At 42.1% G+C, this 26,568-nt stretch carries 25 protein-coding genes and 2 other annotated features; of the genes, 4 read left to right on the top strand and 21 right to left on the bottom strand.

Annotated features, from left to right (window positions below; translation table 11 throughout):
- Position 1: 1 nt before the first annotated feature.
- From trpA to ACIQXU_RS06870, 9 genes are all read right to left on the bottom strand, one after another.
- Positions 2-781 (bottom strand): tryptophan synthase subunit alpha, encoded by a 780-nt coding sequence (gene trpA, locus ACIQXU_RS06910; protein WP_402868089.1) that lies wholly within the window; start codon positions 779-781, stop codon positions 2-4.
- Positions 774-1,979, bottom strand: a complete 1,206-nt coding sequence (gene trpB, locus ACIQXU_RS06905; RefSeq protein ID WP_402987752.1) for a tryptophan synthase subunit beta — start codon at positions 1,977-1,979, stop codon at positions 774-776. The genes trpA and trpB overlap by 8 nt, the downstream gene beginning before the upstream one ends.
- Positions 1,980-2,597: a phosphoribosylanthranilate isomerase gene (locus ACIQXU_RS06900; protein WP_402868087.1), complete on the bottom strand. Its 618-nt coding sequence runs from the start codon at positions 2,595-2,597 to the stop codon at positions 1,980-1,982.
- A 17-nt stretch (positions 2,598-2,614) separates the two neighbouring features.
- Entirely contained in the window at positions 2,615-3,394 is a 780-nt protein-coding gene (gene trpC / locus ACIQXU_RS06895) for an indole-3-glycerol phosphate synthase TrpC (RefSeq protein ID WP_402868085.1), read from the bottom strand.
- Complete coding sequence (trpD, locus tag ACIQXU_RS06890; protein WP_402868083.1) at positions 3,395-4,417, bottom strand: anthranilate phosphoribosyltransferase; 1,023 nt, start codon at positions 4,415-4,417, stop codon at positions 3,395-3,397.
- A 26-nt stretch (positions 4,418-4,443) separates the two neighbouring features.
- Positions 4,444-5,049: an anthranilate synthase component II gene (locus ACIQXU_RS06885; protein WP_402987749.1), complete on the bottom strand. Its 606-nt coding sequence runs from the start codon at positions 5,047-5,049 to the stop codon at positions 4,444-4,446.
- The gene (gene trpE, locus ACIQXU_RS06880; RefSeq protein WP_402868080.1) at positions 5,046-6,440 is read right to left on the bottom strand and encodes an anthranilate synthase component I; all 1,395 of its coding nucleotides are present in this window, start codon (positions 6,438-6,440) and stop codon (positions 5,046-5,048) included. Before trpE ends, ACIQXU_RS06885 begins: the two co-directional genes overlap by 4 nt.
- Positions 6,441-6,595: 155 nt before the next feature.
- Positions 6,596-6,829, bottom strand: a binding site (T-box leader).
- 36 nt (positions 6,830-6,865) lie between these two features.
- Positions 6,866-7,103, bottom strand: a binding site (T-box leader).
- Positions 7,104-7,172: 69 nt separating this feature from the next.
- Positions 7,173-7,445, bottom strand: coding sequence for a UPF0223 family protein (locus ACIQXU_RS06875; RefSeq protein WP_402868078.1), 273 nt, complete (start codon positions 7,443-7,445; stop codon positions 7,173-7,175).
- 46 nt (positions 7,446-7,491) lie between these two features.
- Positions 7,492-8,451 carry an NAD(P)H-dependent flavin oxidoreductase gene (locus ACIQXU_RS06870; RefSeq protein ID WP_402987746.1) on the bottom strand — a complete coding sequence of 320 codons (960 nt, stop codon included), beginning with the start codon at positions 8,449-8,451 and terminating at the stop codon, positions 7,492-7,494.
- Between the two features lie 338 nt (positions 8,452-8,789).
- Here ACIQXU_RS06870 and ACIQXU_RS06865 point away from each other — a divergent pair, with 338 nt between their 5' ends.
- Positions 8,790-10,247, top strand: a complete 1,458-nt coding sequence (locus tag ACIQXU_RS06865; RefSeq protein WP_402956153.1) for an aminotransferase class I/II-fold pyridoxal phosphate-dependent enzyme — start codon at positions 8,790-8,792, stop codon at positions 10,245-10,247.
- Positions 10,248-10,410: 163 nt separating this feature from the next.
- Here the strand turns inward: ACIQXU_RS06865 and ACIQXU_RS06860 are convergent, their stop codons facing one another.
- The 5 genes from ACIQXU_RS06860 to hutH all read right to left on the bottom strand — a co-directional run bounded on the left by ACIQXU_RS06860 (position 10,411) and on the right by hutH (position 16,192).
- Positions 10,411-10,536, bottom strand: coding sequence for a GapA-binding peptide SR1P (locus tag ACIQXU_RS06860; protein WP_402868072.1), 126 nt, complete (start codon positions 10,534-10,536; stop codon positions 10,411-10,413).
- A gap of 203 nt (positions 10,537-10,739) precedes the next feature.
- Positions 10,740-11,735 (bottom strand): agmatinase family protein, encoded by a 996-nt coding sequence (locus ACIQXU_RS06855; protein WP_402987743.1) that lies wholly within the window; start codon positions 11,733-11,735, stop codon positions 10,740-10,742.
- Positions 11,728-13,005: an imidazolonepropionase gene (gene hutI / locus ACIQXU_RS06850; RefSeq protein ID WP_402987740.1), complete on the bottom strand. Its 1,278-nt coding sequence runs from the start codon at positions 13,003-13,005 to the stop codon at positions 11,728-11,730. Before hutI ends, ACIQXU_RS06855 begins: the two co-directional genes overlap by 8 nt.
- Positions 13,006-14,673 (bottom strand): urocanate hydratase, encoded by a 1,668-nt coding sequence (gene hutU, locus ACIQXU_RS06845; RefSeq protein WP_402987737.1) that lies wholly within the window; start codon positions 14,671-14,673, stop codon positions 13,006-13,008.
- A 16-nt stretch (positions 14,674-14,689) separates the two neighbouring features.
- On the bottom strand, positions 14,690-16,192 hold the full coding sequence (gene hutH, locus ACIQXU_RS06840; protein WP_402987734.1) for a histidine ammonia-lyase: 1,503 nt from the start codon (positions 16,190-16,192) through the stop codon (positions 14,690-14,692).
- A gap of 323 nt (positions 16,193-16,515) precedes the next feature.
- Between hutH and ACIQXU_RS06835 the strand changes: the two genes are divergently transcribed.
- On the top strand, positions 16,516-16,950 hold the full coding sequence (locus ACIQXU_RS06835; protein ID WP_402956145.1) for a DUF1885 family protein: 435 nt from the start codon (positions 16,516-16,518) through the stop codon (positions 16,948-16,950).
- Positions 16,951-17,650: 700 nt separating this feature from the next.
- Here the strand turns inward: ACIQXU_RS06835 and ACIQXU_RS06830 are convergent.
- The 7 genes from ACIQXU_RS06830 to ACIQXU_RS06800 all read right to left on the bottom strand — a co-directional run bounded on the left by ACIQXU_RS06830 (position 17,651) and on the right by ACIQXU_RS06800 (position 25,348).
- Positions 17,651-18,484 carry a polysaccharide deacetylase family protein gene (locus ACIQXU_RS06830; protein WP_402987731.1) on the bottom strand — a complete coding sequence of 278 codons (834 nt, stop codon included), beginning with the start codon at positions 18,482-18,484 and terminating at the stop codon, positions 17,651-17,653.
- Positions 18,485-18,527: 43 nt separating this feature from the next.
- Entirely contained in the window at positions 18,528-18,785 is a 258-nt protein-coding gene (locus ACIQXU_RS06825; protein WP_402868055.1) for a hypothetical protein, read from the bottom strand.
- 247 nt (positions 18,786-19,032) lie between these two features.
- Complete coding sequence (gene lpdA / locus ACIQXU_RS06820; RefSeq protein ID WP_402987728.1) at positions 19,033-20,445, bottom strand: dihydrolipoyl dehydrogenase; 1,413 nt, start codon at positions 20,443-20,445, stop codon at positions 19,033-19,035.
- Positions 20,446-20,448: 3 nt separating this feature from the next.
- The gene (locus tag ACIQXU_RS06815; RefSeq protein ID WP_402956139.1) at positions 20,449-21,831 is read right to left on the bottom strand and encodes a dihydrolipoamide acetyltransferase family protein; all 1,383 of its coding nucleotides are present in this window, start codon (positions 21,829-21,831) and stop codon (positions 20,449-20,451) included.
- A 121-nt stretch (positions 21,832-21,952) separates the two neighbouring features.
- A complete protein-coding gene (locus tag ACIQXU_RS06810) occupies positions 21,953-22,930 on the bottom strand; it encodes an alpha-ketoacid dehydrogenase subunit beta (protein ID WP_402956137.1) in 978 nt (325 codons plus the stop codon).
- 3 nt (positions 22,931-22,933) lie between these two features.
- Positions 22,934-24,049: a pyruvate dehydrogenase (acetyl-transferring) E1 component subunit alpha gene (gene pdhA / locus ACIQXU_RS06805; protein ID WP_402956135.1), complete on the bottom strand. Its 1,116-nt coding sequence runs from the start codon at positions 24,047-24,049 to the stop codon at positions 22,934-22,936.
- Positions 24,050-24,682: 633 nt separating this feature from the next.
- A complete protein-coding gene (locus tag ACIQXU_RS06800) occupies positions 24,683-25,348 on the bottom strand; it encodes a YkyA family protein (protein WP_402956133.1) in 666 nt (221 codons plus the stop codon).
- Positions 25,349-25,564: 216 nt separating this feature from the next.
- Between ACIQXU_RS06800 and ACIQXU_RS06795 the strand changes: the two genes are divergently transcribed.
- A complete protein-coding gene (locus ACIQXU_RS06795; RefSeq protein WP_402987726.1) occupies positions 25,565-25,732 on the top strand; it encodes a YjcZ family sporulation protein in 168 nt (55 codons plus the stop codon).
- A 223-nt stretch (positions 25,733-25,955) separates the two neighbouring features.
- A complete protein-coding gene (gene def / locus ACIQXU_RS06790; protein WP_402987723.1) occupies positions 25,956-26,510 on the top strand; it encodes a peptide deformylase in 555 nt (184 codons plus the stop codon).
- Positions 26,511-26,568: the final 58 nt, after the last annotated feature.

Below are 26,568 nucleotides of genomic sequence, written 5' to 3'. Positions count from 1 at the left end.
TTTATTTTTGAACCAATATTTTACTTGCGCTGATGAGCTCGGTGATGTGTTCCTCTTTTCCCGTTTCAAAGCATTCTATGACCTTGCTTCCGACGATGACCCCATCACAGGATTGAATCGCATTCCTTACATGCTCGGGCGTTGAGATGCCAAACCCGGCAAGAACCGGGACAGGGCTCAGTTCTTTTACCTGTTTAAGATATTCACCGACATCGCCCCCGAAGGTATCACGGGTACCCGTGATACCCTTTACCGTAACTGCGTAGATAAAGCCTTCAGCTCCTGCTGTAATCTCCGTGATTCGATCCCTTGAAGACGTGAGGGTCACAAGTCGAATCAGTGTGATACCCGCTGTTTTGATGGATGAAAACACCGTTTCTTCCTCAATCGGCAAATCAGGAATGATACATCCTGCTATTCCAGCATGAAGGCAATCCTCTATAAACTCCTTTAGACCATATGCCATGATGGAATTGGTGTACCCCATTAGTATAATCGGGATATTCACATCGTTTTTGATTTCCGTTACCTTTTTCAAAATATCCTTCAAAGTCGTGCCCTTCTCCAAAGAACGAATCCCTGCCTGTTGAATAACCGGCCCATCAGCAACTGGATCGGAAAAGGGTATGCCCAATTCAACAGCGGTTGCCCCGTTTTTTTCTAGGAACATCAGCTGGCTTTTTAATCGATCCAAACCTCCATCGCCTGCCATGATATAGGGGATGAACGCCTTTTCTCCCTTGTTTACACAATCTTGCATCACTTTCGTTAACTTATTCATGATTGCTGCCCCCTAAAATGGATTGGACTTGTTCAACATCTTTGTCACCACGACCAGAGAGACAAATGACCAACCCTGTCCCTTTTTCCATTTCTTTAGCCAGTTTTAACCCATAAGAAAGGGCATGAGAGCTTTCTAAAGCTGGAATAATCCCTTCTTCCCTTGAAAGCAATACAAGGGCATCCAAGGCTTCCTGATCAGTAACGGAAGTATATGTGACCCGATTCGTATCCTTTAGGTAACTGTGTTCCGGTCCTACTCCGGGATAATCCAACCCCGCTGAGACCGAATGGGCCTCCTGGATTTGGCCGTCTTCGTTTTGCAAGACATACATGAATGCCCCGTGAAGCACGCCGGGCCTTCCCTTAGTCAAACTTGAAGCATGTAATGGTGTATGGAGACCATGACCTGCAGCTTCTACTCCATATAACTTCACCGTTTCATCCTCTATGAAAGGGTAAAACATGCCCATTGCATTACTGCCACCCCCAATACAAGCGACCACTGCATCAGGAAGCCCATTTACCAAGTCTGAATACTGGCGCTTTGTTTCATTGCCAATGACGCTTTGATAATCGCGAACAATGACGGGAAACGGATGTGGACCGAGGACAGAGCCCATAATGTAGTGAGTGTCTTCTACATTTGCAACCCAGTATCGTAATGCTTCATTTACTGCATCCTTCAAAGTGGAGCTCCCTTGTGTAACGGAAACAACCTTTGCCCCTAACAATTCCATTCTGAATACGTTCAATTTCTGCCTTCTGATATCTTCTGCACCCATGAAGATGATGCATTCGAGCTTCAATAAAGCACAGACTGTCGCCGTCGCTACGCCATGCTGTCCTGCACCTGTTTCGGCTATGACCTTTTTTTTGCCCATTTTTTGAGTCAATAAAGCCTGGCCTATCGTATTATTTATTTTGTGGGCACCTGTATGGTTCAAATCCTCACGTTTCAGGTAGATATCGGCACCACCTGCAAGTTTCGTCAGGTTCTCAGCAAAATAAAGAGGTGTTTCCCGACCAACGTATTGAGTCAGGTAATAGGATAGCTGCTTTTGGAAATCCGGATCATTTTTTGATTGTTCATAGACCTCTTCAAGTTCAGTGATTGCAGCCATCAAGGTTTCAGGGACAAAACGGCCACCATATGCCCCGAAGTGTCCAGTTTGGTCAGGTTGTATATACGTACTCATCTATTCATTCCTCTTCTCCTGTATATTTTTTGCCTTCCTTATAAATGCCTTTATTTTTGTTGCGTCCTTCACCCCATCAATCTCCACACCACTAGCGACATCAACCCCGAATGGGGATACGGCCAAAATCGCTTTATCCACATTATCCGGATTTAAGCCACCTGCAAGAATAACCTTGTCCAGTGGAAGCTTGGCTTTTTGGAGCATATCCCAATCTAATGTCATTCCTTTTCCCGAGGAACCTTTCGGCAAATCGACCAGAAGATACTCAGCGGGATAATCGTTAAGGTTTTCAAGGTCCTCTTCTGAATGTATGGCGAATGCCTTAATGACAGGTAGCGGCATCCTTTCGGCAAAACTAGTAGACTCGTTTCCGTGCAGCTGAATATAATCCAATCCAGCGATGCCAGCCGTCCTAATCACATCCCGTTCGGCCTGATTAGAAAACACCCCTACTTTTTTCACATGTCCAGGAAGGTTTCGTCCAATTTCACGCACCACCTCAGGTTGGACTTTCCGGCTGCTTTCTGCAAAAATGAACCCGATGAAATCAGCACCTGCCCCTACAGCCGATTGGACATCCTCCAATGTTTTCAATCCACAAATTTTGACGAACATATTTTTCTCCTTACCTCTTAAAAGTTCACTTGAAGTTCATTCATCGTATCCGAAAGGTTGGTGGAAGTCATCAAGGTTTCACCCACTAAAATCCCCCTGGCACCCGCTTTTTTCACACGCAGGACATCTGCTTTCGTTTTGATTCCACTTTCACTGATAATCATATGAATGTTCGGATCAAGCAGTTTCGCAAGCCGTTCCGTTACAGCCAGGTCCACTTCGAATGTTTTTAAATTTCTATTGTTGATCCCAATCAATTCTGCTCCGAGGTCCACCGCCTGTTTTAGCTCTGATTCATCATGGACTTCAGTTAATACTTCGAGCCCTTTACTTTTTGCATATTGATACAACTCATGTAGGCGCTCTTTCGAAAGAGCTGCCACAATTAAAAGAATAATGGTCGCACCTGCATGGTAGGCCCGGTCAATCTGGATTTCATCAATGATGAAGTCCTTACAGAGTCTAGGGATTTTGACAAGTTGGCTCACGTTTCGTAAATCATCGATCGTTCCTTTAAAGAAAGACTCGTCCGTCAAAACGGATATGGCAGCAGCTCCCCCTTTTTCATAAGATAGGGCTTGATTGATGGGGTCAACATCCATGTTTATCGTACCCTTTGACGGAGAAGCACGTTTTATTTCTGCTATAACCGAAATGGAGGCGGCTGTTTTCAAAGATTCCACTAGCGATGGCCTTGTTGAACGGACCGCCTCCGACTGTGGAAAGCCGCTTCCTTCTTTATAATGGGCAACCTCCACTTTTTTCCTTTCGATGATTTTCGTTAAAATATTTTCCATTTACATTACCACCTTATTACGGTTGCCATAGGCAATTAAATTTTCTAATTTCGCAAGAGCTGAACCGCTGTCCAGGCTATCTTTGGCCAGAGAAATGCCCTTTTTAATTGTGGGCGCCGTTCCATGGGCGAATAATCCCAGCCCTGCGTTCAACAAAACGGTATCCCGGTAAGCCCCTTTCTCTCCTTTTAAGACACGTAGCATAATATCAGCATTTTCCTTAGCGTCTCCTCCACGAATTTCCTCATTTCCGTAGATGGGCAAATCCACTTCTTCCGGATTCAGGGTAAAGGGGATGATGTCCCCTTCTTCCAAAAGGACGAGAGAATTTTCTCCCTGTAGACTTGCTTCATCCATAGAACCTGCTCCATGGATGACAACCGCACGTTTTCTGCCTAATTTGTGGAGCACCTCGGCAAATAGCTCAAGCATATCCCGACGGTTAATTCCCAATAGTTGCGTTTCGAGTTGCACTGGATTTGTTAATGGACCTAAATAATTAAAGACAGTTGGGATCTTCAATTCTTTTCTCACTTTCATAATCCGGGCGCTGTTTGGATGGAGTGACGGCGCAAACAAGAAAGTGATGCCGTTTTCCTCCAGCAGTTCTTTCACCATTCCAGGTTCAAGGTATAAATTGACCCCTAGCTCTTCCAAAACATCCGCACTTCCCGTCTTACTCGAAATGCTACGATTTCCATGTTTGGCAACCTTTACTCCGGCACCGGCCAGAACAAATGCAGAAGTGGTACTGATGTTGAAGCTTTGTGAGCCATCTCCACCTGTCCCGCAATTATCCATCACGTTTAAACTAGTCGAATGTACACTTCTTGCTTTTTTCCGCATGACCCTGACCAGACTGGCGATTTCTCCCGCCGTTTCTCCTTTTGCTTTTAATGCTATAAGAAAAGCCGCCATCTCGCTTTCTGTAATATCTGTAGAAAATAACGCTTGGGCTGCTCTACTCATCTCATCTTCCGTCAATGTTTGACGCTCTGCTAACTTCACTAAATACTCCTTCACAACTGACTCCCCCACTCGTTTTAAAATTATAAAATGGATTGTTCCTTCTCTAATTGATATGCATCCGCAATCTTATAAAATTCATGTAACAGTTCTTTGCCAATCTTTGTTCCAATTGATTCAGGGTGAAATTGGAGACCATACAGCGGATAATCCCGGTGTTTCAATGCCATGATCTCTCCATCGTCCAACGCATTCGCCGTAACTAGTAACTCAGGAGGCACGCTTTCCCTCTCAACTACCAGGGAATGGTAACGCATCACTGGGAATCGATGTTCCTGATTAACAAAAACCCCCGTCCCATCATGCTCAATAACCGATGTCTTTCCATGCATGATTACTTGTGCTCCAACCACTTTCGCACCAAAAGTTGCGCCAATCGCCTGATGACCAAGACAGATTCCCAAGATAGGAAGCTTCTTATAAAAGGAACGAATGATTTCCATACTCATTCCCGCATCTTCAGGTCGTCCTGGACCTGGGGAGATGATGATTGCCATTGGGTTCATGTCCTCAATTTCAGCAATGGTGATTTCATCATTCCTTTTCACAATCAAATCTTTCTCGACTTCTCCTAAATATTGATACAAGTTGTAAGTAAATGAATCATAGTTATCAAGCAACAAAATCATTTTTTATTTACCTCCATCAACGCCCGAGCTTTATTCTGTGTTTCCTCATATTCGGTTTTCGGATCCGAGTCATATACAATTCCCGCTCCGGCCTGTACGTAGGCATGCCCCTCCTTGATAATCATCGTCCGTATGGCAAGGGCCATATCCAGGTCACCTCCGAAACCAATAAATCCAATTGATCCTGAATAGACGCCTCGCTTACAGTTTTCAAGTCCATTGATCAATTCCATGGCCCTGATTTTTGGGGCACCAGATACAGTCCCAGCAGGCTGACAGACCGTTAAAGCATCTAAACTCGTAAATTCCTCCCTAAGCTTGCCGCTAATCTTGGAGGCAATATGCATCACATGCTGATATCTCTGAATTTCCATTTCTTCCGTAAGATGAATCGAACCAATTTCACAAACCCGCCCGAGATCGTTTCTTCCCAAGTCTACAAGCATCCTATGTTCAGCCAATTCCTTCTCGTCCATCAGTAAGCTTTTTTCTAACCCCTTATCTTCCTCAACCGTTTTTCCCCTAGGTCGTGTACCCGCGATGGGATTCACATGCACCATACCGGCTGAAACACTGATTAAGCTTTCCGGCGAAGAACCCAGAACGGTGTATTCTCCAAACTCAATATAGAACATGTATGGTGATGGATTGGCTAAGCGAAGTCGTCGATATGCATCGAACGGCTCTCCATCAAAGTCAGCCTGGAACCTTTGTGATAACACGATTTGGAACACTTCACCCGCTACAATCGCTTCCTTCGCTTCAAGCACCATTTTCTCGAACTCCACCTGACTGAAGTTCGAATCGAATTCCAAAAATTCCGACGATAATTCTTGTGACGGTTTACTCGGTTGATTGATTTTCTCCTTCATATCCGCTAAACTTTTTTTTCCATCGTCTTCGGCAGTCAAAAGATGAATCTTTTGCAGGACATGGTCGAATATGTACAATTCCTTAAAAAATAGAAAATGGGCATCTGGCATCTGAAGTGGATCAGGGGGTACATCACCAATCTTTTCAAATAAACGAATAACATCATACCCCAGGTACCCGACTGCACCCCCATTAAATGGGGGAATATTCACCGGGATACCCTCAAGTTCAACCAACAGTTGATCCTTCAGGAACTCGATGATGTTCGCTTCCTTCACTTCCTCTTCCCCGGATACAGAATCCTTGACGTGAACTTGATTGGCTAATGAAGTGACCTCCAAATAAGGATTGGACCCTAGATAGGAATAGCGACCATTATCATGATGTGAATTTGAGCTTTCGAGCAGGAATTTTTTCTTATCATTTAATTTGCGAAATATGGAGATTGGTGTGTGAATATCCCCTTCTATTGTTTCCATTTTAAAATGAAGTTTCTTTTTCTCATTCAAAGAATTCATGAACAATCCCTCCCTTTATGTCAATTACGTTATACGTTTATTTTTTCTCCCGCCGTCAGAATAGGAGGTGGAGCTTATCTTTTTAATCCTTCGTCATAACATCGTCAGAAATGGAACATATAAAAAAATCCCCTGCAAACACAAATATTGTGCTTGCAGAGGACGGAATACCGCGGTGCCACCTCAAGTTGGAAAAATCACTCTTTTTCCCTCTTACAGCAGGATATAATCCTGCACACCCTTTAACGGAGGCAACCGGGTTTCCCTACTTCATTTCAAGAAACCACTCATAAGTCCATTCATCTTCCTACTTCGTACCGGTTTTCAGCTGATCCGGCTCTCTGTGACGATGCTAAAGAAAGATTACTACTCTTAATCAAAGATTTAATTATCCTTTTTAAAAAAAATGCAAAAAAGCCCCTCATCCAAAGGACGAGGAACCCGTGGTACCACCTTAATTAGCTATAATAGCTCACTTTACGGCACAAAAAACATTACATGCCTGTCTCCATTAACGATGAGATAATCGCCAAAGCCTACTCCGTCATCCGTTTCGGTTTGGGGCTCGGAAGTCCATTCGCTTAAACTTGTTCACCAGTTTTCAGCAACCACTGGCTCTCTACAGAACAATATTAAGGTACTATTCTTCGTCACTGCCTTTATCTTTTCTTGTTTATTATGTTAAAACATAATTTGCAGGAAGTCAATAAAGTTTTCTAACAATTGAAAATTTTATTTCATTTTAATCCAATCACCATCTGCAAGTGCTTTCGCTTTCTTAATAACATGATAGGCAGAATACGTGCTGGCCGATTCGAATTCGTCCGTATACCTCTTTTCATCCGCCTTACCTGGGACAATCACCTTAAAACGGCGATAGGCGTTCATGAATGCTTCTTTTTCAATTTTACTTTCATAAGCTTTCTCGACTGCTTCAAAAAATTTAATGACGTCGACGATTTCTTCCGTTGACCAATCAAGATCCATAGGATATTGATAATCCATACTTATTCACTCCTTCTAGTTAAATCCTGTTGAATGGGTAACTTTCTCACTCAGCCCACTTTGAGCGAATGGCCTCCGCCTCACTGATGATACGTTTGAATAGCTGGGCCGTCGTTGGTACATCATGGATCATCCCCATGACCTGTCCTGCCCAAGCGTAGCCTTCGTCCTCGATTCCATCATGAATATACCTTTGGTTTGCTTCTCCGCTTATGTAATCCTTCAATTGCTCGTATCCACCGTTTTCTTTTTCAATTTCAAGAATCTTATCCGTCCAGCTATTAGAAATGACGCGGGCAGGAGCACCAATTGAACGCTTAATGACAACGGTATCATTTTCTGTTCCGGAAACCAAGGCATTTTTATATAATTCATGGGCATGGACGCATTCCTCGACAGCAATGAATCTTGTACCCATCTCGATACCTTCGGCTCCAAGGGCCAATGCAGCCATTAACCCACGTCCATCCCCGAATCCACCTGAAGCGATTACGGGAATGCGCAAGGAGTCAACCACTTGCGGTATCAATATGGATGTACCGATATCATCCCTTCCTAAATGACCTCCGCCTTCCTGCCCGACCACCATCACAGCATCCGCACCCAATTGTTCGGCTTTGACGGCCTGCCTCTTTGCGGCAACTAGCACAAGCTTCTTTACAGGCGTATCTTTAAGAAATTCTAGAAATGGAGCAGGGTTGCCACCAGTTACCGAGACAATGGCAATTCCTTCTTTCATCGCTGCCTCAAGCATATGTTCATAGGGCCTGCCATGCTGACCAATGGCGAAATTGACGCCAAAAGGCTTATCCGTCATAGCTTTTGTCTTTCGGATTTCCTGAACCAATTGATCCGGGTCATTCAACGACATGGCCGTTACCTGTCCCAAACCCCCAGCATTCGAAACCGCTGCAGCCAATTCCGCATAGGCAAGGTGTGCCAATCCCCCTTGCACAATTGGATACTGTATCCCCAATAAATCAGTCACGCGAGTTTTCCATTTCAAGAACATCTTCCCCCTTGTCCATTCTTTAATACTCTACACGAATCATTATGGCAAATACTGTTTATTTATTCAAATCATAAACTCACCTATATCAGGAAGTTCATTCAACAATCGCTAATACATTTCATTTGCCTAGTTTCATAGATTCTTTCGCCTTAGCTTGCTATTTTAGGGTTTAAAAGTATAACTAGGCATTTATTGTTAGACATGCTATAATTCTTTTGTTTTATGTCTACCCATAATTCGCAGCCCGATTTAATAGAGGCTGACACGCAGAATAATATACTGCAGTAAATGGAGTATTTTTATATATTATATTGAAAAGGGGCTACAAGAATTTGTCACAGAATGAAACACCCTTATATACTGCTTTGTTACAGCACTCAAAAAAGAATCCTGTTCAATTCCATATTCCAGGTCATAAAAAGGGGAAAGGGATGGATCCCGATTTTCGTGATTTCATCGGGGAAAATGCCTTATCGATAGATTTGATCAATATTGCCCCACTTGATGACCTCCATCAGCCAAAAGGAATAATCAAAAAAGCTCAAGACCTAGCAGCTGAGGCTTTCGGGGCTGACCATACATTCTTTTCGGTACAAGGAACAAGCGGTGCAATCATGACGATGGTCATGTCGGTCTGCGGACCCGGAGATAAAATCATCGTTCCGAGGAACGTACATAAATCCGTTATGTCAGCCATCGTATTTTCCGGTGCCGTTCCCATTTTCATTAATCCTGAAATCGATAAAGACCTGGGAATCTCCCATGGAATAACTATAGAAGCCGTTGAAAAAACACTAAAGGAACACAGCGATGCCAAAGGACTTTTGGTAATCAACCCGACTTACTTCGGCATTTCGGCAGACTTGCAGAGTATAGTGGAGTTGGCACATACTTACCATATGCCGGTGCTCGTTGACGAAGCACATGGGGTCCATATTCATTTTCATGAAGAACTGCCACTATCCGCCATGCAAGCTGGAGCCGATATGGCAGCTACGAGTGTTCATAAACTTGGAGGTTCGATGACGGGCAGTTCCGTTTTAAATGTAAAGGACGGACTGGTTTCCGCAAATCGGGTCCAGGCAATTTTAAGCATGCTCACAACGACCTCGACATCCTATATCCTTCTTGCATCACTTGATACAGCCAGAAGGCAACTAGCAACGAACGGAAGGGAAATGATCGATGGTGCAATAAGGCTTGCTGAATATGCAAGGAACGCAATCAATGAAATTCCTTATTTATATTGTGTAGGGAAAGAAATATTGGCGAGTAAAGCTGCCTTTAGTTATGATCCGACAAAATTAATCATTTCTATTAAAGAATTGGACATTACCGGATATGACGTGGAGAAGTGGTTGCGTGAGAAACATAATATCGAGGTGGAGCTCTCTGATTTATATAATATCCTTTGTTTGATCACCCCAGGGGATTCCATAACGGAAGTGGATATATTAATCAATGCCCTTAAAGACTTATCGGAAGAATTTAAGGAGTGGGCTGCCGATCATGGAAGAATCGAAGTCCTGCTTCCCGATACTCCGCCACTTGCCCTATCGCCAAGAGAGGCCTTCTATGCGGAAACCGAGGTGGTGCCTATCGAGGAATCCGTAGGAAAGATCAGTGCAGAATTTATTATGGTCTATCCCCCTGGGATCCCGATTTTCATACCGGGCGAACTGATCACCGAGGACAACATTGCCTATATCCAGAAAAATATCGAGGTGGGCCTTCCCGTCCAAGGTCCTGAGGATCCAGAAATTAAATACTTACGGATCATTAAACATTAAAGAAACGGTAAAAACCAGAGCAATCAGACATACGCTCTGGTTTTTACTCGTCGTTTACAATCATAATCGTTCCTTAATTGGGTCTTCCCTCATGGAAAAAGGGCGTCCAGGTTATATTTCCTGGAACACCCTCAAAATCTATTATCAGTCAATGTTGTATGTCCTATTCCTTAGAGGCAGCTGTATCACAGCTGTGGCAGTTGTGATTATGTGTATAAAGTACACTTACTTTTTCATCTTCAAAATGATCAATCGTGCTGTTGCAAGTTTGACAAACGATAGTTCCCATTTTTACAACCCCTTCCTCTATATTGTATGCATGAAACGATTAATGTAACCGCTTTATTCCATTATAATATAGCACATTTAATATTTCAAGCTATAAAGTATGTCATATATAGATTTTTCCAATTCGTTATTTCATAAATTCCAATATTAGAAATTCCCCATTGTTTTCATTGGCTTCAGGAAAACAAGTCCTGATTAGCGTTGCTATTCCCCCCTGATTTGTAGACCGCATATCATCGTCAGAAAAACAGAAGTACCCATCTGTACCGTTGCCTGGTTCAGCGTATCCCTGAGCGGGTCCAAACATACGATATCAAAAGCCCTCACCTTGTCATGGCTTCCGGCAAGAAATACAGCTTCCAGCAATTCCCCCGGTTGCATCCCACCAGTAGTCGCTGCTGGAACACCAGGAGCAAACGCCATGTCGAGAACATCCATATCAATCGTCACGTAAATCATATCCACTTGATCATTTAAATGAGCTAATGCCTCTTTTATCACCTGTTCAAGACCTTGCTTCCTGGCTAATCGTAAAGGGACATACCTGACTCCTTTCTTCTTTGCATAGTCAATTAAATCCCTGGTGTTATAAAACCCATGCAAGCCAATATTATGGATATGCTTTCCCTCGACAATGCCCGCTTCAATCAACTGACGCATGGGTGTACCATTAGTAGGACCGTTTTCTGAAGGATCCCGCAAATCAAGATGCGTATCGAATTGCAGGATACCTATTTTACTATCAGGATAGATTTGCTTCATTCCTTTCACCAGCATGGCTGTTGTAGAATGATCACCGCCAATTCCACCAATCAAGGAATTCCGGTACATATCGTGAACAGCAGCGGATGTCTCCCTAATCGACTGATGACAAAGGCTGATATCCGTTCCATGCATGGGTGCATCACCTAAATCCCATACCTGCATCCCAGAGAAATCCACATCATAATCCATGTTATAGGTAGAAAAGCCTTTCCATGAACGACGAAAATAATCAGGGAACTCCGATGCTCCCGATGGGCTGATGGATGACCTGGATAGTGGGGCCCCAAAGAAGACACAATCCGGTTCATCCATATCTCCTGCCATTCTCTGCTCATCAATTGTCCGAATCCACTGGTGGACCTTCGCTGGGTGGGCTGCCGGGAATGCTTCCTTCCTCCAAGTAAAAGTTGCCGGTTGAAGATGAACGTCACTCAACAAGCGCTCCCCCTTTCACAACGACTCTTCCTTTTTTTATGACGGTATGTGTGTGATTGACTCCATAAAAATACTGAAGTTTGGCGAAGTGATCTACGTCAAAAATCGTGATGTCCGCCTTTTTGCCGACTTCGATGCTCCCGATTTCCTCAGCACGATCAATGGCATGGGCTGCATTGATTGTGACGGCCGTTATCGCTTCAGCAGGACTCATCCCCATCTTCATACAAGCAAGATTCATCATGAAAGGTAGAGATACCGTCGGCGAAGAACCCGGATTACAATCCGTGGAAAGGGCGACCGGTACACCTAGATCAATCATCTTTCTGGCATCGGCGAATTTTTTCATTAAGAAATAGGCTGTTCCCGGTAGTAAAACACCAACCACCCCCGCTTTTGCCATCTTCTTCATCCCCGTAATCGATGCTTCTAGCAAATGATCTGCTGAAATGGCCCCTAATTCAGCCGCAAGCTCCGCTCCTTCATACGGCTCGATTTCATCCGCATGAATTTTAGCCTTCAGTCCGAATTTCTTTCCGGCCTCCAAGATCTTCTTTGCCTGTTCGGGGGTGAATACGCCTTCTTCGCAAAATACATCGTTAAACTCCGCCAATTTAGCTTGTGCAACTGCAGGGATCATTTCATTAATGATTAAATCAACAAAAACTTCAGGGTTTTCTTTAAAATGTAGGGGGACGGCATGGGCACCCATAAAGGTTGAAACAACATCAATTGGATGTTGTTCATGAAGTAACTTTGCCACTTCAAGCTGTTTTCTCTCCGTGTTCCAATCCAAGCCATAGCCACTTTTCGCCTCGACTGTCGTCACCCCTTGTAGAAGAAATCCGTTCATGCGTTCCAAGCTCTCTTCAAACAACTGGGTGTGACTCGCTTTTTTCACAGCCTCGGTCGTCGCATATATGCCCCCGCCATGATTCATGATATCCATGTAAGTGGCACCTTCCAGGCGTTGATTAAACTCCTTTTCCCTGCTTCCGGCAAATACTAAATGGGTATGTGGATCTACCAAACCAGGCGTAACCAACTTGCCCGTTGCATCTAGGGTCTCGGCTTGAGCTAGACGATGCGTGTACTTTTCCAGTAAATCACTCGTTCTGCCTACCGCTTGAACGATTCCGGCTTCGAGCCAGACGCTTCCATTTTCGATGATTTGCAAGTCTGACATTTCTGCCTTAATCCTGGGGGCTTTCATCTTCCCGTCGAGTGTGATCAATTGGGCCGCGTTTTTTATGAAAATGGGTCTACTCATCTACTTCTCTCCCAACATCGGCATATGAATTCCCTTTTCCTTGGCTGTCATAATCGCCAGTTCGTAACCGGCATCAGCATGGCGCACCACACCCATTCCAGGATCTGATGTAAGTACCCGTTCAAGCCTTGCTTCCGCTTCCTTCGTACCGTCCGCCACTATCACCATGCCAGCATGAATCGAATAGCCCATACCGACACCGCCTCCATGATGAACCGAGACCCAACTTGCCCCACCAACAGCATTGATTAATGCATTTAAGATTGGCCAGTCGGAAACGGCATCACTGCCATCCATCATCGCTTCTGTTTCACGGTTAGGCGAAGCAACAGAACCTGCATCCAAATGATCCCTTCCTATCACAATCGGCGCTTTCAATTCCCCAGCTTTGACCAGGTCATTAATCATTTTCCCGAGCCTGGCCCTGTCTCCATATCCAAGCCAACAAATTCGGGCTGGAAGGCCTTGAAAAGGGATTTTCGCCTGTGCCAGTTTTATCCAATTGCATAGATTCTGGTTTTCTTTGAATTCTTCGAGCAAGACTGCATCAATTTTATAAATATCCTCGGGATCTCCCGATAAGGCAGCCCACCTGAATGGGCCCTTCCCTTCGCAAAAAAGCGGACGAATATAAGCCGGAACAAAGCCTGGAAAACTAAATGCCTGATCCACGCCTTCATCTTTTGCCATCTGACGAATGTTGTTTCCATAATCAAAGGTGATGGCCCCCTTTTCCTGCATACTCAACATGGATCTAACATGGCTGGCTATCGTTTGTTTAGAGGCAACAACATATGCCTTCGGATTATCTTGTCGAAAACGTCTGGCTTGTGCTACCGTCATTCCTGAAGGGATATAGCCATGTAACGGGTCATGGGCGGATGTTTGGTCCGTCAATACGTCAGGGATGAATCCACGTTCAATCAGAAGTGGCAAAATATCTGCTGCATTTCCAAGCAGACCGATGGATAAAGGTTCACCCGCCTGCCTTGCTTTTTTCACAATGGCAATCGCCTCATCCATATCGGATGTTTTACGATCGAGGTAACCGTTTTTTATTCTCCGGTCGATTTTGGTTTCATCCACTTCAATGGCGAGACAGACCCCCTGATTCATGGTAACCGCTAACGGCTGCGCTCCTCCCATTCCACCAAGGCCGGAAGTCAAGGTGATGGTATGTTTTAATGACCCTTGGAAATGTTGCCTGGCAAGCTCCGAGAATGTTTCATACGTCCCCTGAATGATTCCTTGGCTACCAATATAAATCCAGCTGCCAGCAGTCATTTGTCCATACATCATCAATCCTTTTTTATCGAGTTCATGAAAGTGATCCCAATTGGCCCAGGCCGGCACGAGGTTGGAATTAGCTAACAAAACTCGAGGCGCATCCGGGTGTGTTCTGAAAACGGCCACAGGTTTCCCTGATTGAACCAATAAGGTTTCATCCGTCTCCAATTCATGTAGCGTTTTCATGATTTTGTCATAGCTTTCCCAATTTCGAGCTGCTTTGCCTATCCCTCCGTATACAACCAGTTCTTCTGGATTTTCAGCTACTTGAGGGTCAAGATTGTTCATCAGCATCCTTATCGCCGCTTCTTGAATCCATCCCTTCGCATGAAGAGTAGAACCTTTGTAGTTTACAATTTCCCTTTGTTCCTTAGCTCCCATGTTTTTCACCCCTTATCTAAAAGTCATGCATCCATTCCGTAAAGTCATACGTTTTCAACCACGTGGTACAGGCTTCAATATCAGTGGAAAACATTCGGTCAGACTTAATGGTCGGTACAATTTCCCTGGCCTTTTCATAAAATTGAAAAGTCTTCGGACTCATATATTCTGTACCCCTATATTCAACGCCTTGCATCGCCGTAATGCATTCAATCGCCAACACCCTCCATGTATTCTGGATTATTGCATAAGCATGTCTAGCAGCGATGGTCCCCATGCTCACATGGTCCTCTTGATTAGCTGATGAGGGAATGGAATCGACACTCGCAGGATGAGCTAGCGTCTTGTTTTCCGAGACGAGTGATGCTGCACAATATTGCATGATCATCGCACCTGACTCCAGTCCAGGTCTGGCACTTAAAAAGGGAGGGAGATCATTCAATTGGGGATTAACGAGCCGCTCAATCCTTCTTTCCGATATGCTTGCAACTTCCGCAACCCCTAACTTTAAGAAATCCATGGCAAAGGCAATCGGCTGTCCATGAAAGTTCCCCCCGGATATTACATGGTCACCTCCATCAAAAATCAGCGGATTATCGGTGGCTGCATTCATTTCAATTTGCAATTTTTCTTTTACATATCCGAATACCTGCCAGGAGGCCCCTAGGACCTGGGGGATGCACCGGAGCGAGTATGCATCTTGCACCCGAATTTCCCCTTGCCTGGAAGTAAGCCTGCTTCCTTCGAGCCACTTCCTCATTCTCTTGGCAACAGCAATCTGTTCCGGGTATCCTCTTGCTAGGTGAATCCTTTCATCAAACGTGTCTATAATCCCATTTAATGCTTCGACAGTCATCGCGGCAATCGCTTCAGACAACCATCCGATTTTTTCCGCTTCCAGAAAGGCCACCACCCCCATCGCCGTCATGGCCTGCGTACCATTGATTAGTGCGAGCCCTTCTTTGGCTTCCAACTCGATTGGTGAAATGCTTTCCAGTTTCATGGCCACGGAAGCATTCACAATTTCTCCTTTATAAAAGACCTCTCCCTCCCCCACTAATGCAAGCGCTAAATGTGAAAGTGGAGCTAAATCCCCACTTGCACCAAGAGATCCCTGCTGTGGGATAACCGGATGTATCTCTGCATGTAAAAGTGCCAATAAAGTAGAGATGACTTCAAGTCTCACGCCTGAAAAGCCTTTAGCGAGAGCATTTGCCCGAAGTAGTAGCATAGCTCTGGAAACACTTTCGGGAAATGGGCTTCCTACTCCACAGGCATGAGATTGGATGAGGTTATATTGTAGTTGTTTTACATCTTCGGTATCGATAAATACATCACTGAATTTCCCAAACCCAGTCGTAATCCCGTATAGTATGCGTTTATCCAAGACAATTTTTTCTACTGCTTTCCTGCTATTCAAAACATTTTCCAGAGCATTTTGGGAGAGGGTGACCTTTTCCTTCTCAAATATGACCTTTTTTGATAGATTTACCGTTAAATCCTCACCAGTAAGAATCATGCCCTACACCCCTTTAACATAGTAAAGGAGCTGCATCACTTTAAATAAAGCGATACAGCCCCTTTTTTGTAGCAACTACAATTGAATCGATACCATGTATAGTCATATTCATCTCACTCCTGGAAGAATATTAATTGTTTAAATTTTACAAATAAAAAAGGCTATTTGTCAACCTGTTATTACATATTTTACCATAAAACTGTATCTGGTTTGAGAATGTGAGGAAGGAATTATCCCAATTACAGTTACATATAGATAGGTATATAAAATATCCATTTAATGTTAATCTATTATAAAGAAAACAAGGAAAAGGAGGCTGAATAATGATTGAAAATGCCTATATCAAACTAGTCCCGGAGTCTGTGAAAACCAATGTCACGATTGAGGACGTGAAGGAATTACTCACCTATTACCAAATGGTCACCTCAAAAACAGGAAAGCAACTGGATTGGGACTATGATAAAAAAGCCTTTCCTTATGATATGAAAGAGCCGGATGAAATGAAGGGGAACATGATTTATTTACAGTCCAATGTCGACCGTTATCATATGATATTAATTGGGGTCGACCAAGAAATCATTCAAGATGAGGACGGCATGGAACGGATTCAATCATATATCCAATTCACTCTTCCTGAAACAGCTACATTCGGGGATAAAGGCAAAGCTAATGAATTATGTAAATTCCTCGCAAAAAAATTGCAAGGCCAACTCCACCTCTTTAATAAACGAATCATGTATTATTATCCCAGAAAGTAATGAACACCCCTTAAGGCATTCGTATAAGGATATAGACATCTATATTAAGGCTAAGTCTAAAATAGTCACAATTTCCAATCATTTTTTCTTTGGTAAGGTACGTGAAAGAATCATTATTTAATGGATGGTTATACTTCTGCAATAATAATTTATGACCTTATTTCGAATCTCAACTTATCAATACGGGTAGATTATACGAAAAAGGAACCAAAAGCATTCTCCTTGAATGCTTTTTTCTTTTGGTTACAATAATAATGAGTCATGATTATTGACCTATCAAGTGAATTAACTTAATGTTGATGGATGTATTATTTGTATTATTAGGAGGAAATGGTTTGAAGAAACTAATCACACTCATAATATCTTTTTGGGTTCCTGGTGCTGGGCATCTATTCTTAAGCTTACATCCTAGTTGGGAATGGGCATCAAGAGACAGAAAGCTATTTAAAAGAGGTATATTTTTTGCTTTGGCATATTTAGTGTCTTGCTTACTTGCGTTCGTCTCCATAGGGTTCATTCTTGCCCCTATTGTGATAATATGTGCAATGATTGACAGCTATAGACAAGCGAATAAGATTCTATAAAAGCAAAGTCCTGAACTGTTGTTCATCATAAAAGGCATTCGGAATATTTCCCGAGTGCCTTTTTAATCGCAAAGTAATAATCAATGAGACCGATTTCGAATGATTAATAGATACTTTTATGCAGGGGTTTCTATTAATCTGGGATCAAGGAATGTGTAGCCTTTTTTTTGAAAACCATTTACGATATCTTCAATCGCGTCATGCGTCCATTTCCGATCATGCATCAATAAGTTCGCTCCATTCGATAAATATGGACTATTTAACATGATATTCGTTAAAGCCTTATCATTTTGATACTCTTTTTCCCAATCATAGCCATAGGTCCAGTTCATAACCAACATTTTTTCTTGTTTCGCAATTCCTTTGGAATATTCGGTATTCGTCCCGAACGGAGCCCGGATGAATTTGGGCCGCTCACCAACGATTTCTTCTACCAAATCATTTAATTTAACGATTTCTTTTTTTTGAACCACATCAGTCTGTTCCTTCAAGTTAACGTGAGAATATGTATGGTTCCCAATTAGGAAGCCCATATCATGGATTTCCTTCAATATTTTTTTCTTTTCATCATCTTCAATAAAATGGCCATTCACAAAAAATATAGCTGGCACTTGAAGCTCATGGAGCGTTTTTGCAATGTCTAGTGAATATTTATCAGGTGCATCATCAAATGTCAAAAGGACAACTTTCGGATCAGCATCTTTAATTGGTTCAAATGACCAATTTGCCTCATTCAAACGATATTGGACTTGAACCTTCTCCTCTTCTGCCTTCCCTTTTTCAATTGGTTCCTCCTGTTTCTCACTAAGCTCTACTTCTTTTTGTTCATTTTTGATATTGCTCGATGTTTCGACGGTTTTTTGATTTTGTACAGGGGTAACATCCATTCCATTACACCCCATCAATACAAGTGATATCATCGCAAACATGCACAAGGGTCTGATAAGCATAATTCCTCCATTGGTATAAGTCGCATCACGGCGTAAACCTCATTCAATAAACAGGTACTAATGTTTCTAAAAGGATTTGCAATACACCATAACAGAGTAAACTGATAACGGTGACTAGCAACGTCCTTCTATTGGATTTCAGTATCATTTTTCCGATATAAATGGCTAAATAAGAAAAGACCAAAAACATGAATACTTTAAAAACAAAACGATCATTGACTGACAGCCATTCAACCACCGTATATCCACTCCAAACAATTAGTTGAAAAAGGATGACAAGATAATCTTTCAAGTGATCCACCCCATTTATATGAACAATTGGCCGTTGCTTTATTTCGGCAAACTTGTTCTCAAGTCACACCGCTCCTGCTATTTTTTTATCCTATTCTACAAATTTCAAACCTTTTTCCCTATTAAAACGGATCATATTCTTTATAAATATATGCCCGTCTTCACATTTCATTAAGTATTTCGGATCGGTAACCTTAACTTATAACGAAAAAAAAGCACACTGCCCAGGAAGGGCAGTATGCTTTTTGGGAAAATAATTATTTGATGATATGGATAGGAGTTCCAAGGGCTACTTCAGCAGCTTCCATTGTGATTTCCCCTAAAGTTGGATGCGCATGAATTGTCATCGCGATATCTTCAGCAGTCATTCCTGCCTCGATAGCTAAACCAAGTTCTGCAATCATATCAGAAGCGTTTGGTCCGGCGATTTGTGCGCCAATTACCAATCCGTCTTCTTTACGGGTAATAAGCTTCACAAAACCGTCCGTGCTGTTCAATGAAAGAGCACGTCCATTTGCAGCGAACGGGAATTTAGAAGCTAATGCTTCGATTCCTGCTTCTTTCGCGTCTTTTTCATTATAACCTACAGAAGCAAGTTCCGGTTCAGTGAATGCCACAGCCGGAATCGCTAGGTAGTCAATTTCAGAAGACTCGCCAGCGATAGCTTCCGCTGCGATTTTTCCTTCATAAGAAGCTTTATGTGCTAATTGAGGTCCAGAAACGATATCACCAATCGCGTAAATGTTTTTCACATTTGTACGACATTGTTTATCAATTTCAATCAAGCCTCTGTCCGTCATTTTGATGCCGACTTGTTCAAGACCGATTTCAGATGTATTCGGACGGCGACCTACTGTCACTAACACATAATCCGCTTCAACTTTTTTCTCTTCGCCTTTTACTTCATAAGTAACCGTAACGCCAGTTTCAGTTTCTTCCACGCCTTTAGCAAGAGCTTTTGTAACAATTTCAGCACCTTTGTTTTTAAGGTTCTTTTTAACTAGGGCTGCCATTTGTTTTTCAAAACCTGCAGAAAGAATTTCTTCTGTACCTTCAAGGATCGTTACTTTCGTTCCAAAGCTTGCTAATGCGCCGCTAAGCTCTGTACCAATGTACCCTCCGCCGATAACGACGATTGAACCTGGTAATTCTTCCAAAGCAAGAGCACCAGTAGAATTAAGTACACGTTTAGTATATTTAAATGACGGGATTTCGATTGGTGTAGAACCAGTTGCGATAATCGCGTTTTTAAATGTATATGTTTGAGCTGAGTCTTCATTCATGACACGGATGCTATTTTCATCTACGAAGTAAGCTTCTCCTGACACGACCTCAACTTTATTTCCTTTTAATAGGCTACTTACGCCACCTGTCAATTTATTTACAACAGATTGTTTCCATGCTTGCACTTTAGAAAAGTCAACAGAAACCTTTTCCGCAAAGATCCCCATATCTTCTGAATGCTGAGCATTATGGAAACGGTGACCTGCTGAGATCATCGCTTTTGAAGGGATACAACCTACGTTCAAACAAACTCCGCCAATTGATCCTTTTTCAACAACTGTTACTTTTTGTCCAAGCTGTGCTGCGCGAATTGCGGCAACATACCCCCCAGGTCCTGAACCTATTACTAATGTATCTGTTTCGATCGGAAAATCTCCTACTACCATTGTTTACGCCTCCATTAACAATAATTCTGGGTCGTTCAATAACTTTTTGATGTGATTTAATGCATGCTGAGCAGTGGCCCCGTCAATAATACGGTGATCAAAGCTAAGTGATAATGCCAGAACTGGAGCGGCGATAATTTCCCCGTCGCGAACAATTGCTTTTTCGGCAATGCGTCCAATCCCTAGAATGGCAACTTCTGGATGATTGATTACAGGTGTGAACCATTGACCGCCTGCGGAACCGATATTCGTGATGGAGCAAGAAGCGCCTTTCATTTCATTGGAAGCCAACTTACCATCACGAGCTTTCGCAGCTAATTCATTAATTTCTTGTGAAATAGCAAAAGTTGATTTTCGATCTGCATCTTTTACAACTGGAACTAACAGACCTTTTTCTGTATCTGCCGCAATTCCGATATTGTAATAGTGTTTATGGATAATCTCACTTGTTTCATCATCAAATGATGTATTAAGCATAGGAAATTCACGTAATGCACTAGTTAAGGCTTTAACAACATAAGGTAGGAATGTAAGCTTGATTCCTTTTTCTGCAGCAATATCCTTGAATTTCTTACGATGGGCAACTAGCATCGTCACATCAATTTCATCCATTAATGTAACATGAGGAGCCGTCTGTTTCGACTTAACCATTGCCTTGGCAATCGCTTTTCTCATGCCGCTCATTTTTTCGCGCGTTTCAGGGTATTGCCCTTCTGGAATTGCCACTTTCGTATTATCTTCTTTCGTATCCGAATCTATTTGTTGTGAAGCATCATCACTTTGACGAGCTGGTTCTTTTGAAGCGGATGTGCCATTTTTGAAAGCATCTATATCTTCTTTCATGACGCGGCCATTATCTCCTGAGCCAGTAATCTCGCGAATATTTACCCCTTGTTCCCGTGCATACTTTCTAACAGAAGGCATGGCAATGATACGTCGTGTAGGATCTGCTTCAACCTGTGGCTGAGATCCCGCCTTTGGTTGAGCTCCTGCGCCCGTTTCTTCACTATTTTCCTGAACCGGTGCAGCTTCTTTATTGACTTTCTGTCCGCCTTCAGCAGTAGCTTGAACCTGAGCTTCAGTATCTTTATCACCTTCTGCTTTCGCTTCTTCCCCATGATCCCCTTTAAACTGAAGATCTTCATACCCAGGAGCATCAAAAGTGACAAGTACATCTCCGACTACAGCCACCGTTCCTTCTTGAACAAGAATTTCTTCAACGGTACCTTTCACCGGTGATGGAATTTCGACTACAGCTTTATCGTTCTGAACTTCACAAAGTACGTCATCTTCTTGAATCGTATCTCCTGGTTTAACAAACCATTTTACTATTTCACCTTCGTGTATACCTTCTCCGATATCAGGGAGTCTAAATTGGAATGCCACTGAATTCAACCTCCTATATTAAATCATACTTAGGGCTTTGAATAAAGCCCTTTGTCATGTATTTCTACTAATGAGAAAGACTCTCCAAAGCCTTTACTTTCATTCTTCTCATTAAAAGTAATTAGAATTTCAACACTTTTGTCGCTGTTTCGATAATATCTTTATAATTTGGAAGCCATACCGTTTCAGCCTGAGAAAATGGGAAAACTGTATCGGCAGCCGTCACTCGTAAAACGGGAGCATCCAGACTTAAAATAGCACGTTCGTTAATTTCTGCTACAACATGTGCTGCTACACCAGCTTGTTTTTGGGCTTCTTGAACGACAATGGCCCGTCCCGTTTTTTCAACAGAGGCAATAATCGTATCAATATCCAATGGAGAAACAGTACGAAGGTCGACCACTTCTACCGAATGTCCTTCTTTAGCCAATTCTTCCGCAGCCTTGATGGATTCCTGCACCATCGCACCATACGTAATAATGGATAAGTCCGTTCCTTCTCGTTTTACATCTGCTTTTCCTAATGGAATCGTATATTCTTCCTCAGGAACTTCCTGACGGAAAGAGCGATATAATTTCATGTGTTCAAGGAAAATGACAGGATCGTTGTCGCGAATTGCTGAAATCAACAAACCTTTTGCATCGTATGGAGTGGAAGGAATAACTACCTTTAATCCAGGTTGCTGAGCCATTAATCCTTCTAGACTATCCGCATGCATTTCAGGAGTATGAACTCCACCGCCAAATGGAGAACGAATGGTAACCGGTGCATTGTAGCGACCGCCTGAACGGTAACGCATACGAGCAAGCTGTCCACTGACTGAATCCATTACTTCATAAATGAATCCAAAGAATTGTAATTCAGGAACAGGACGGAAACCTTGTAAGGAAAGACCGACTGTCAATCCACCGATGCCTGATTCTGCAAGGGGTGTATCGAAAACACGTTCTTCACCGAACTCTTTTTGAAGATTTTCAGTCGCCCGGAACACTCCTCCATTAACGCCGACATCTTCTCCAAAAACGAGTACATTCTCATCATTTTTAAGTTCTGTACGTAATGCATCTGTAATTGCTTGAATCATCGTCAATTGAGCCATGGCTTACTTCGACTCCTTTTCTTTATAAATTTCATATTGTTCTTTTAGGTTGTAAGGCATTTCTTCAAACATGATTGAAATAAGGTCTGTCACTTTTTGTTTTGGTTCTGCGTCAGCCTTTTTGATTGCTTCTTTTATATCTTCTTTTGCTTTCTCTATCGTTTCATTCTCTAATTCTTCATTCCAAAGCTCTTTATTTTCCAAGAACTTACGAAGTCTAACAAGTGGATCCTTTTGTTCCCACTCATTATCCAAATCCGTTGTCCGGTAACGCGTTGGATCATCCCCAGCCATAGTGTGAGGTCCATAACGGTAAGTCAAGGTTTCAATCAGTGTTGGGCCTTCTCCATTTATGGCGCGCTCACGTGCTTCTTTCACTGCAGTATAAACCGCTAATGCGTCCATGCCGTCTACCTGAATGCCTGGAATACCAGCAGCCACCCCTTTTTGGGCCAATGTTTTAGCTGCAGACTGCTTATCGACAGGTGTTGAGATTGCAAACCTATTATTTTGTACAATGAATATAGCTGGCGCTTTAAATGCTCCGGCAAAGTTGATTCCTTCATAGAAATCCCCTTGTGAAGTTCCTCCATCGCCCGTATATGTTATCGCGACAGCTTTTTTACCACGCTTCTTAAGACCAAGTGCTACGCCGGCAGCTTGAATATATTGGGCGCCGATAATGATCTGTGGTGAAAGGACATTCACATCTTCCGGTATTTGATTCCCTTTAAAATGTCCTCTTGAGAATAAGAAAGCTTGCCAAAGTGGCAGGCCATGCCAAACGATTTGTGGAACATCACGATACCCTGGAAGAATGAAGTCCTCTTTCTCCAAAGCAAATTGAGAAGCTATCTGAGAGGCCTCCTGCCCTGCGGTAGGCGCATAAAAACCTAATCTTCCTTGTCTGTTAAGGGAAATAGAACGTTGATCCAATATCCGTGTATATACCATACGGCGCATCAATTCCTGTAATTGTTCATTACTTAAGTCAGGCATTGCCGCTTCGTTCACGACTTCTCCCTCTTCATTTAAGATTTGAAACATTTCAAATTGTTCTTCAACTTTTTTCAGCTGGTCTTGAACATTAATTTTAGCCTGTTTAGTTTTCTGAGCCATTTGGCACCTCATCCTTTCATTAAAAAGGTTAGTAATTATTATTCTATAAAGCAAAATGATTTGTCTTATAGTTTCTTCAAGAACTTATTGTTTTATTTTCCCCTTAAGAATAATCTCTCAAACAAGGGAATCGTATTTATGTCTTAATCTTAAGCTGTACCAATAAAATAATCAAGAAATATGATACAAGAACTTTGGTAAATTTAGTGTACAAGATGAATTAACATCAAGTCAATCACTTATACTTCCCTACATTCAAAATTTTATTAGTTTTATTTTCCACTAATCGACCATCTGTTATAGTTTTCGTCATGCATCTGTACTATAAACTTTGCCACTTTTAGCTCCCGTAAGGTGCCAAAGGATAGTATTTCGCTTCAACTCCTATTCCTAAAGAATCAATCATGACCTTTATCTAAAGGCATTTCCAACTTTTGAATAGTATTGTAAGAAAACTTTATATACTTTCAATCGTCTCAACTGTTAGAATTTCTTTATTTATTTTCCCTTAGTACAGGTCAGAAAATATTTCCGTTGAGTTTTTTCACTTTTTAACGGAAATCTGATCATTTTATTTTCTTAACCAAACGCACATAAGGCTATGAGCAATGCCCATAGCCTTATTCCTCTTCTTTAATCTTTGTCAGAGTCCGTTTTTTTTATGCCTGCCGTTTCATAAAAGCTATCTTTTTCTTGATTATATTTTGTTGTTACCGCATTAAATTTCTCATTGGCTTTCACAACTTTTTCATATGTTGTATTAATTTTATCAATTTGACTTTGGAGTTCATCCATTTTTAGATCCTCTTTTTTGAATAGTTCATATAGTTGCTTATCATTCGCTAAGCTTTGTTGATAGGTTTTGTATACGTCCTCATATTTTTCATATCGTTCATTCATTGTCTTTTCCATTTTGACAGCTTCTTTTTTTACCTTTTGATCTTCAATTTTATCAGTTTGCCCTTCCATTTTGTCGAATTGCTTTTTCGAGGCATCCATACTATCTTTTTCTTTTTCGATTAACTCTTCTCGTTTTTCGATATTTTTTAATGCTTCGTCGGAAAGTTCCACGATTTGGTCATACTCTTTCATCCCGAGTTTGATGATTTTTTCATATATTTCTTTTTCTTCTTTTTCCAAATCATTTAAAGGCTCTTGTTTCTCTGTAAAATTACTTTCTTTCTCAACTGTCTTGTCTAGAATTTTAACGACTCTTTCCTCAGGTGAACCGCTATTCATACATCCGGTCATCATTATGACAGAAACAAACAAAACGACGTATAGACGATAAAGCTTCAAAACTAACACTCCCTCTGATCCTTCTATTAGGATGTTTTTAAGAAATTCCCACATCTGAATTTAATAGCAGTCACTACACGCGTTCCACTACCGAAAACAGGATATTTTTCAAGTCTGGGTTAGAGCCTACACGATTCAACCCCTACCGCATAGGCTGTATTAAACCATTTCAAATCAAGATGGTTGAATCCCAAAATATAAAACGGAGGTATAATTATGTATTATGGAGGTTACACCCAAGATTGTTGTTATCCAGTATCCGCTGCACCAAGTTATGGTTATGGAGGTTATGGCGGTGGCGGCGGTTGTGGTTTCGGCGGCGGCTTCGCTTTAATCGTAGTCTTATTCATACTACTGATCATTGTCGGCGCATGCTTATGCTAAACAGATAATCACCCTCTCCCTTTACCCAAAATATCATGTAACTACCCTTATTAAAGAAAATTATAAATGAAAATGAAAATGAAACAGCCTATAATGCCGTAAATACTATAATGATAGGGATGGTCCTTCTTCCCTATCATTGTCTCTTATATTAACTTCCGAGCATATTTTTGTTAAAATAATCCCATACATATATTTATGAAACTTAGTGGGGTGAAAGAACTTGTTTACAATGGATGATTTTGTTGAAGAAGACAATCCAATATTAAGGAAAGTGGCTGAAGAAGTTCCATTACCTGCTGCTGAAGAGGACAAAAAGGTCTTGGCCGCCTTAATGGAGTATGTACAAAATAGCCAGGATACTGAAATCGCTTTGAAATATGGTTTGAGGGCAGGAATTGGTTTGGCCGCACCACAGGTGAATATATCCAAACGCATGATCGCTGTACATCTTAAAAATGAAAAAGGCGAATTAATTAGCTATGCTCTATTCAACCCAAAACTCGTAAGCCATTCCGTTGAAAGGTCCTATCTTACCGCCGGCGAAGGCTGCCTCTCCGTTAATCGGCCCATTTCTGGTTATGTACCTCGTTATGCCCGTATAAAGGTATCCGGTACAAACATAGAAGGAGAAGATGTTCAGCTCCGGTTAAAAGGTTTGGCCTCCATCTGCTTCCAACATGAAATCGATCATTTAAATGGTATTATGTTTTATGATCACATCAATCATGATGATCCTTTCAACGTCCCAGAAAGTTACATTCCAATTGAAAGATGAGTTTCATCCCAGTAAAGGCAGCAAAGACCCCCACCGTTTATATAAGTGGGGGTCTTGC

The sequence above is a fragment of the Peribacillus sp. NPDC097284 genome (assembly GCF_044761765.1).
Classification (GTDB): Bacteria; Bacillota; Bacilli; order Bacillales; family DSM-1321; genus Peribacillus.
The sequence above is the reverse complement of the archived record's forward strand: the minus strand, read 5'-3'. Positions and strand labels throughout refer to the sequence as shown.

Bases quoted from the DNA above. Each gene is read 5' to 3' on its own strand.
- trpA (WP_402868089.1), bottom strand. From the start codon at position 781: ATGAATAAGTTAACGAAAGTGATGCAAGATTGTGTAAACAAGGGAGAA.
- trpB (WP_402987752.1), bottom strand. From the start codon at position 1,979: ATGAGTACGTATATACAACCTGACCAAACTGGACACTTCGGGGCATAT.
- ACIQXU_RS06900 (WP_402868087.1), bottom strand. From the start codon at position 2,597: ATGTTCGTCAAAATTTGTGGATTGAAAACATTGGAGGATGTCCAATCG.
- trpC (WP_402868085.1), bottom strand. From the start codon at position 3,394: ATGGAAAATATTTTAACGAAAATCATCGAAAGGAAAAAAGTGGAGGTT.
- ACIQXU_RS06885 (WP_402987749.1), bottom strand. From the start codon at position 5,049: ATGATTTTGTTGCTTGATAACTATGATTCATTTACTTACAACTTGTAT.
- trpE (WP_402868080.1), bottom strand. From the start codon at position 6,440: ATGAATTCTTTGAATGAGAAAAAGAAACTTCATTTTAAAATGGAAACA.
- ACIQXU_RS06875 (WP_402868078.1), bottom strand. From the start codon at position 7,445: ATGGATTATCAATATCCTATGGATCTTGATTGGTCAACGGAAGAAATC.
- ACIQXU_RS06860 (WP_402868072.1), bottom strand. From the start codon at position 10,536: ATGGGAACTATCGTTTGTCAAACTTGCAACAGCACGATTGATCATTTT.
- hutI (WP_402987740.1), bottom strand. From the start codon at position 13,005: ATGAGTAGACCCATTTTCATAAAAAACGCGGCCCAATTGATCACACTC.
- hutU (WP_402987737.1), bottom strand. From the start codon at position 14,673: ATGGGAGCTAAGGAACAAAGGGAAATTGTAAACTACAAAGGTTCTACT.
- hutH (WP_402987734.1), bottom strand. From the start codon at position 16,192: ATGATTCTTACTGGTGAGGATTTAACGGTAAATCTATCAAAAAAGGTC.
- ACIQXU_RS06835 (WP_402956145.1), top strand. From the start codon at position 16,516: ATGATTGAAAATGCCTATATCAAACTAGTCCCGGAGTCTGTGAAAACC.
- ACIQXU_RS06830 (WP_402987731.1), bottom strand. From the start codon at position 18,484: ATGCTTATCAGACCCTTGTGCATGTTTGCGATGATATCACTTGTATTG.
- lpdA (WP_402987728.1), bottom strand. From the start codon at position 20,445: ATGGTAGTAGGAGATTTTCCGATCGAAACAGATACATTAGTAATAGGT.
- ACIQXU_RS06810 (WP_402956137.1), bottom strand. From the start codon at position 22,930: ATGGCTCAATTGACGATGATTCAAGCAATTACAGATGCATTACGTACA.
- pdhA (WP_402956135.1), bottom strand. From the start codon at position 24,049: ATGGCTCAGAAAACTAAACAGGCTAAAATTAATGTTCAAGACCAGCTG.
- ACIQXU_RS06795 (WP_402987726.1), top strand. From the start codon at position 25,565: ATGTATTATGGAGGTTACACCCAAGATTGTTGTTATCCAGTATCCGCT.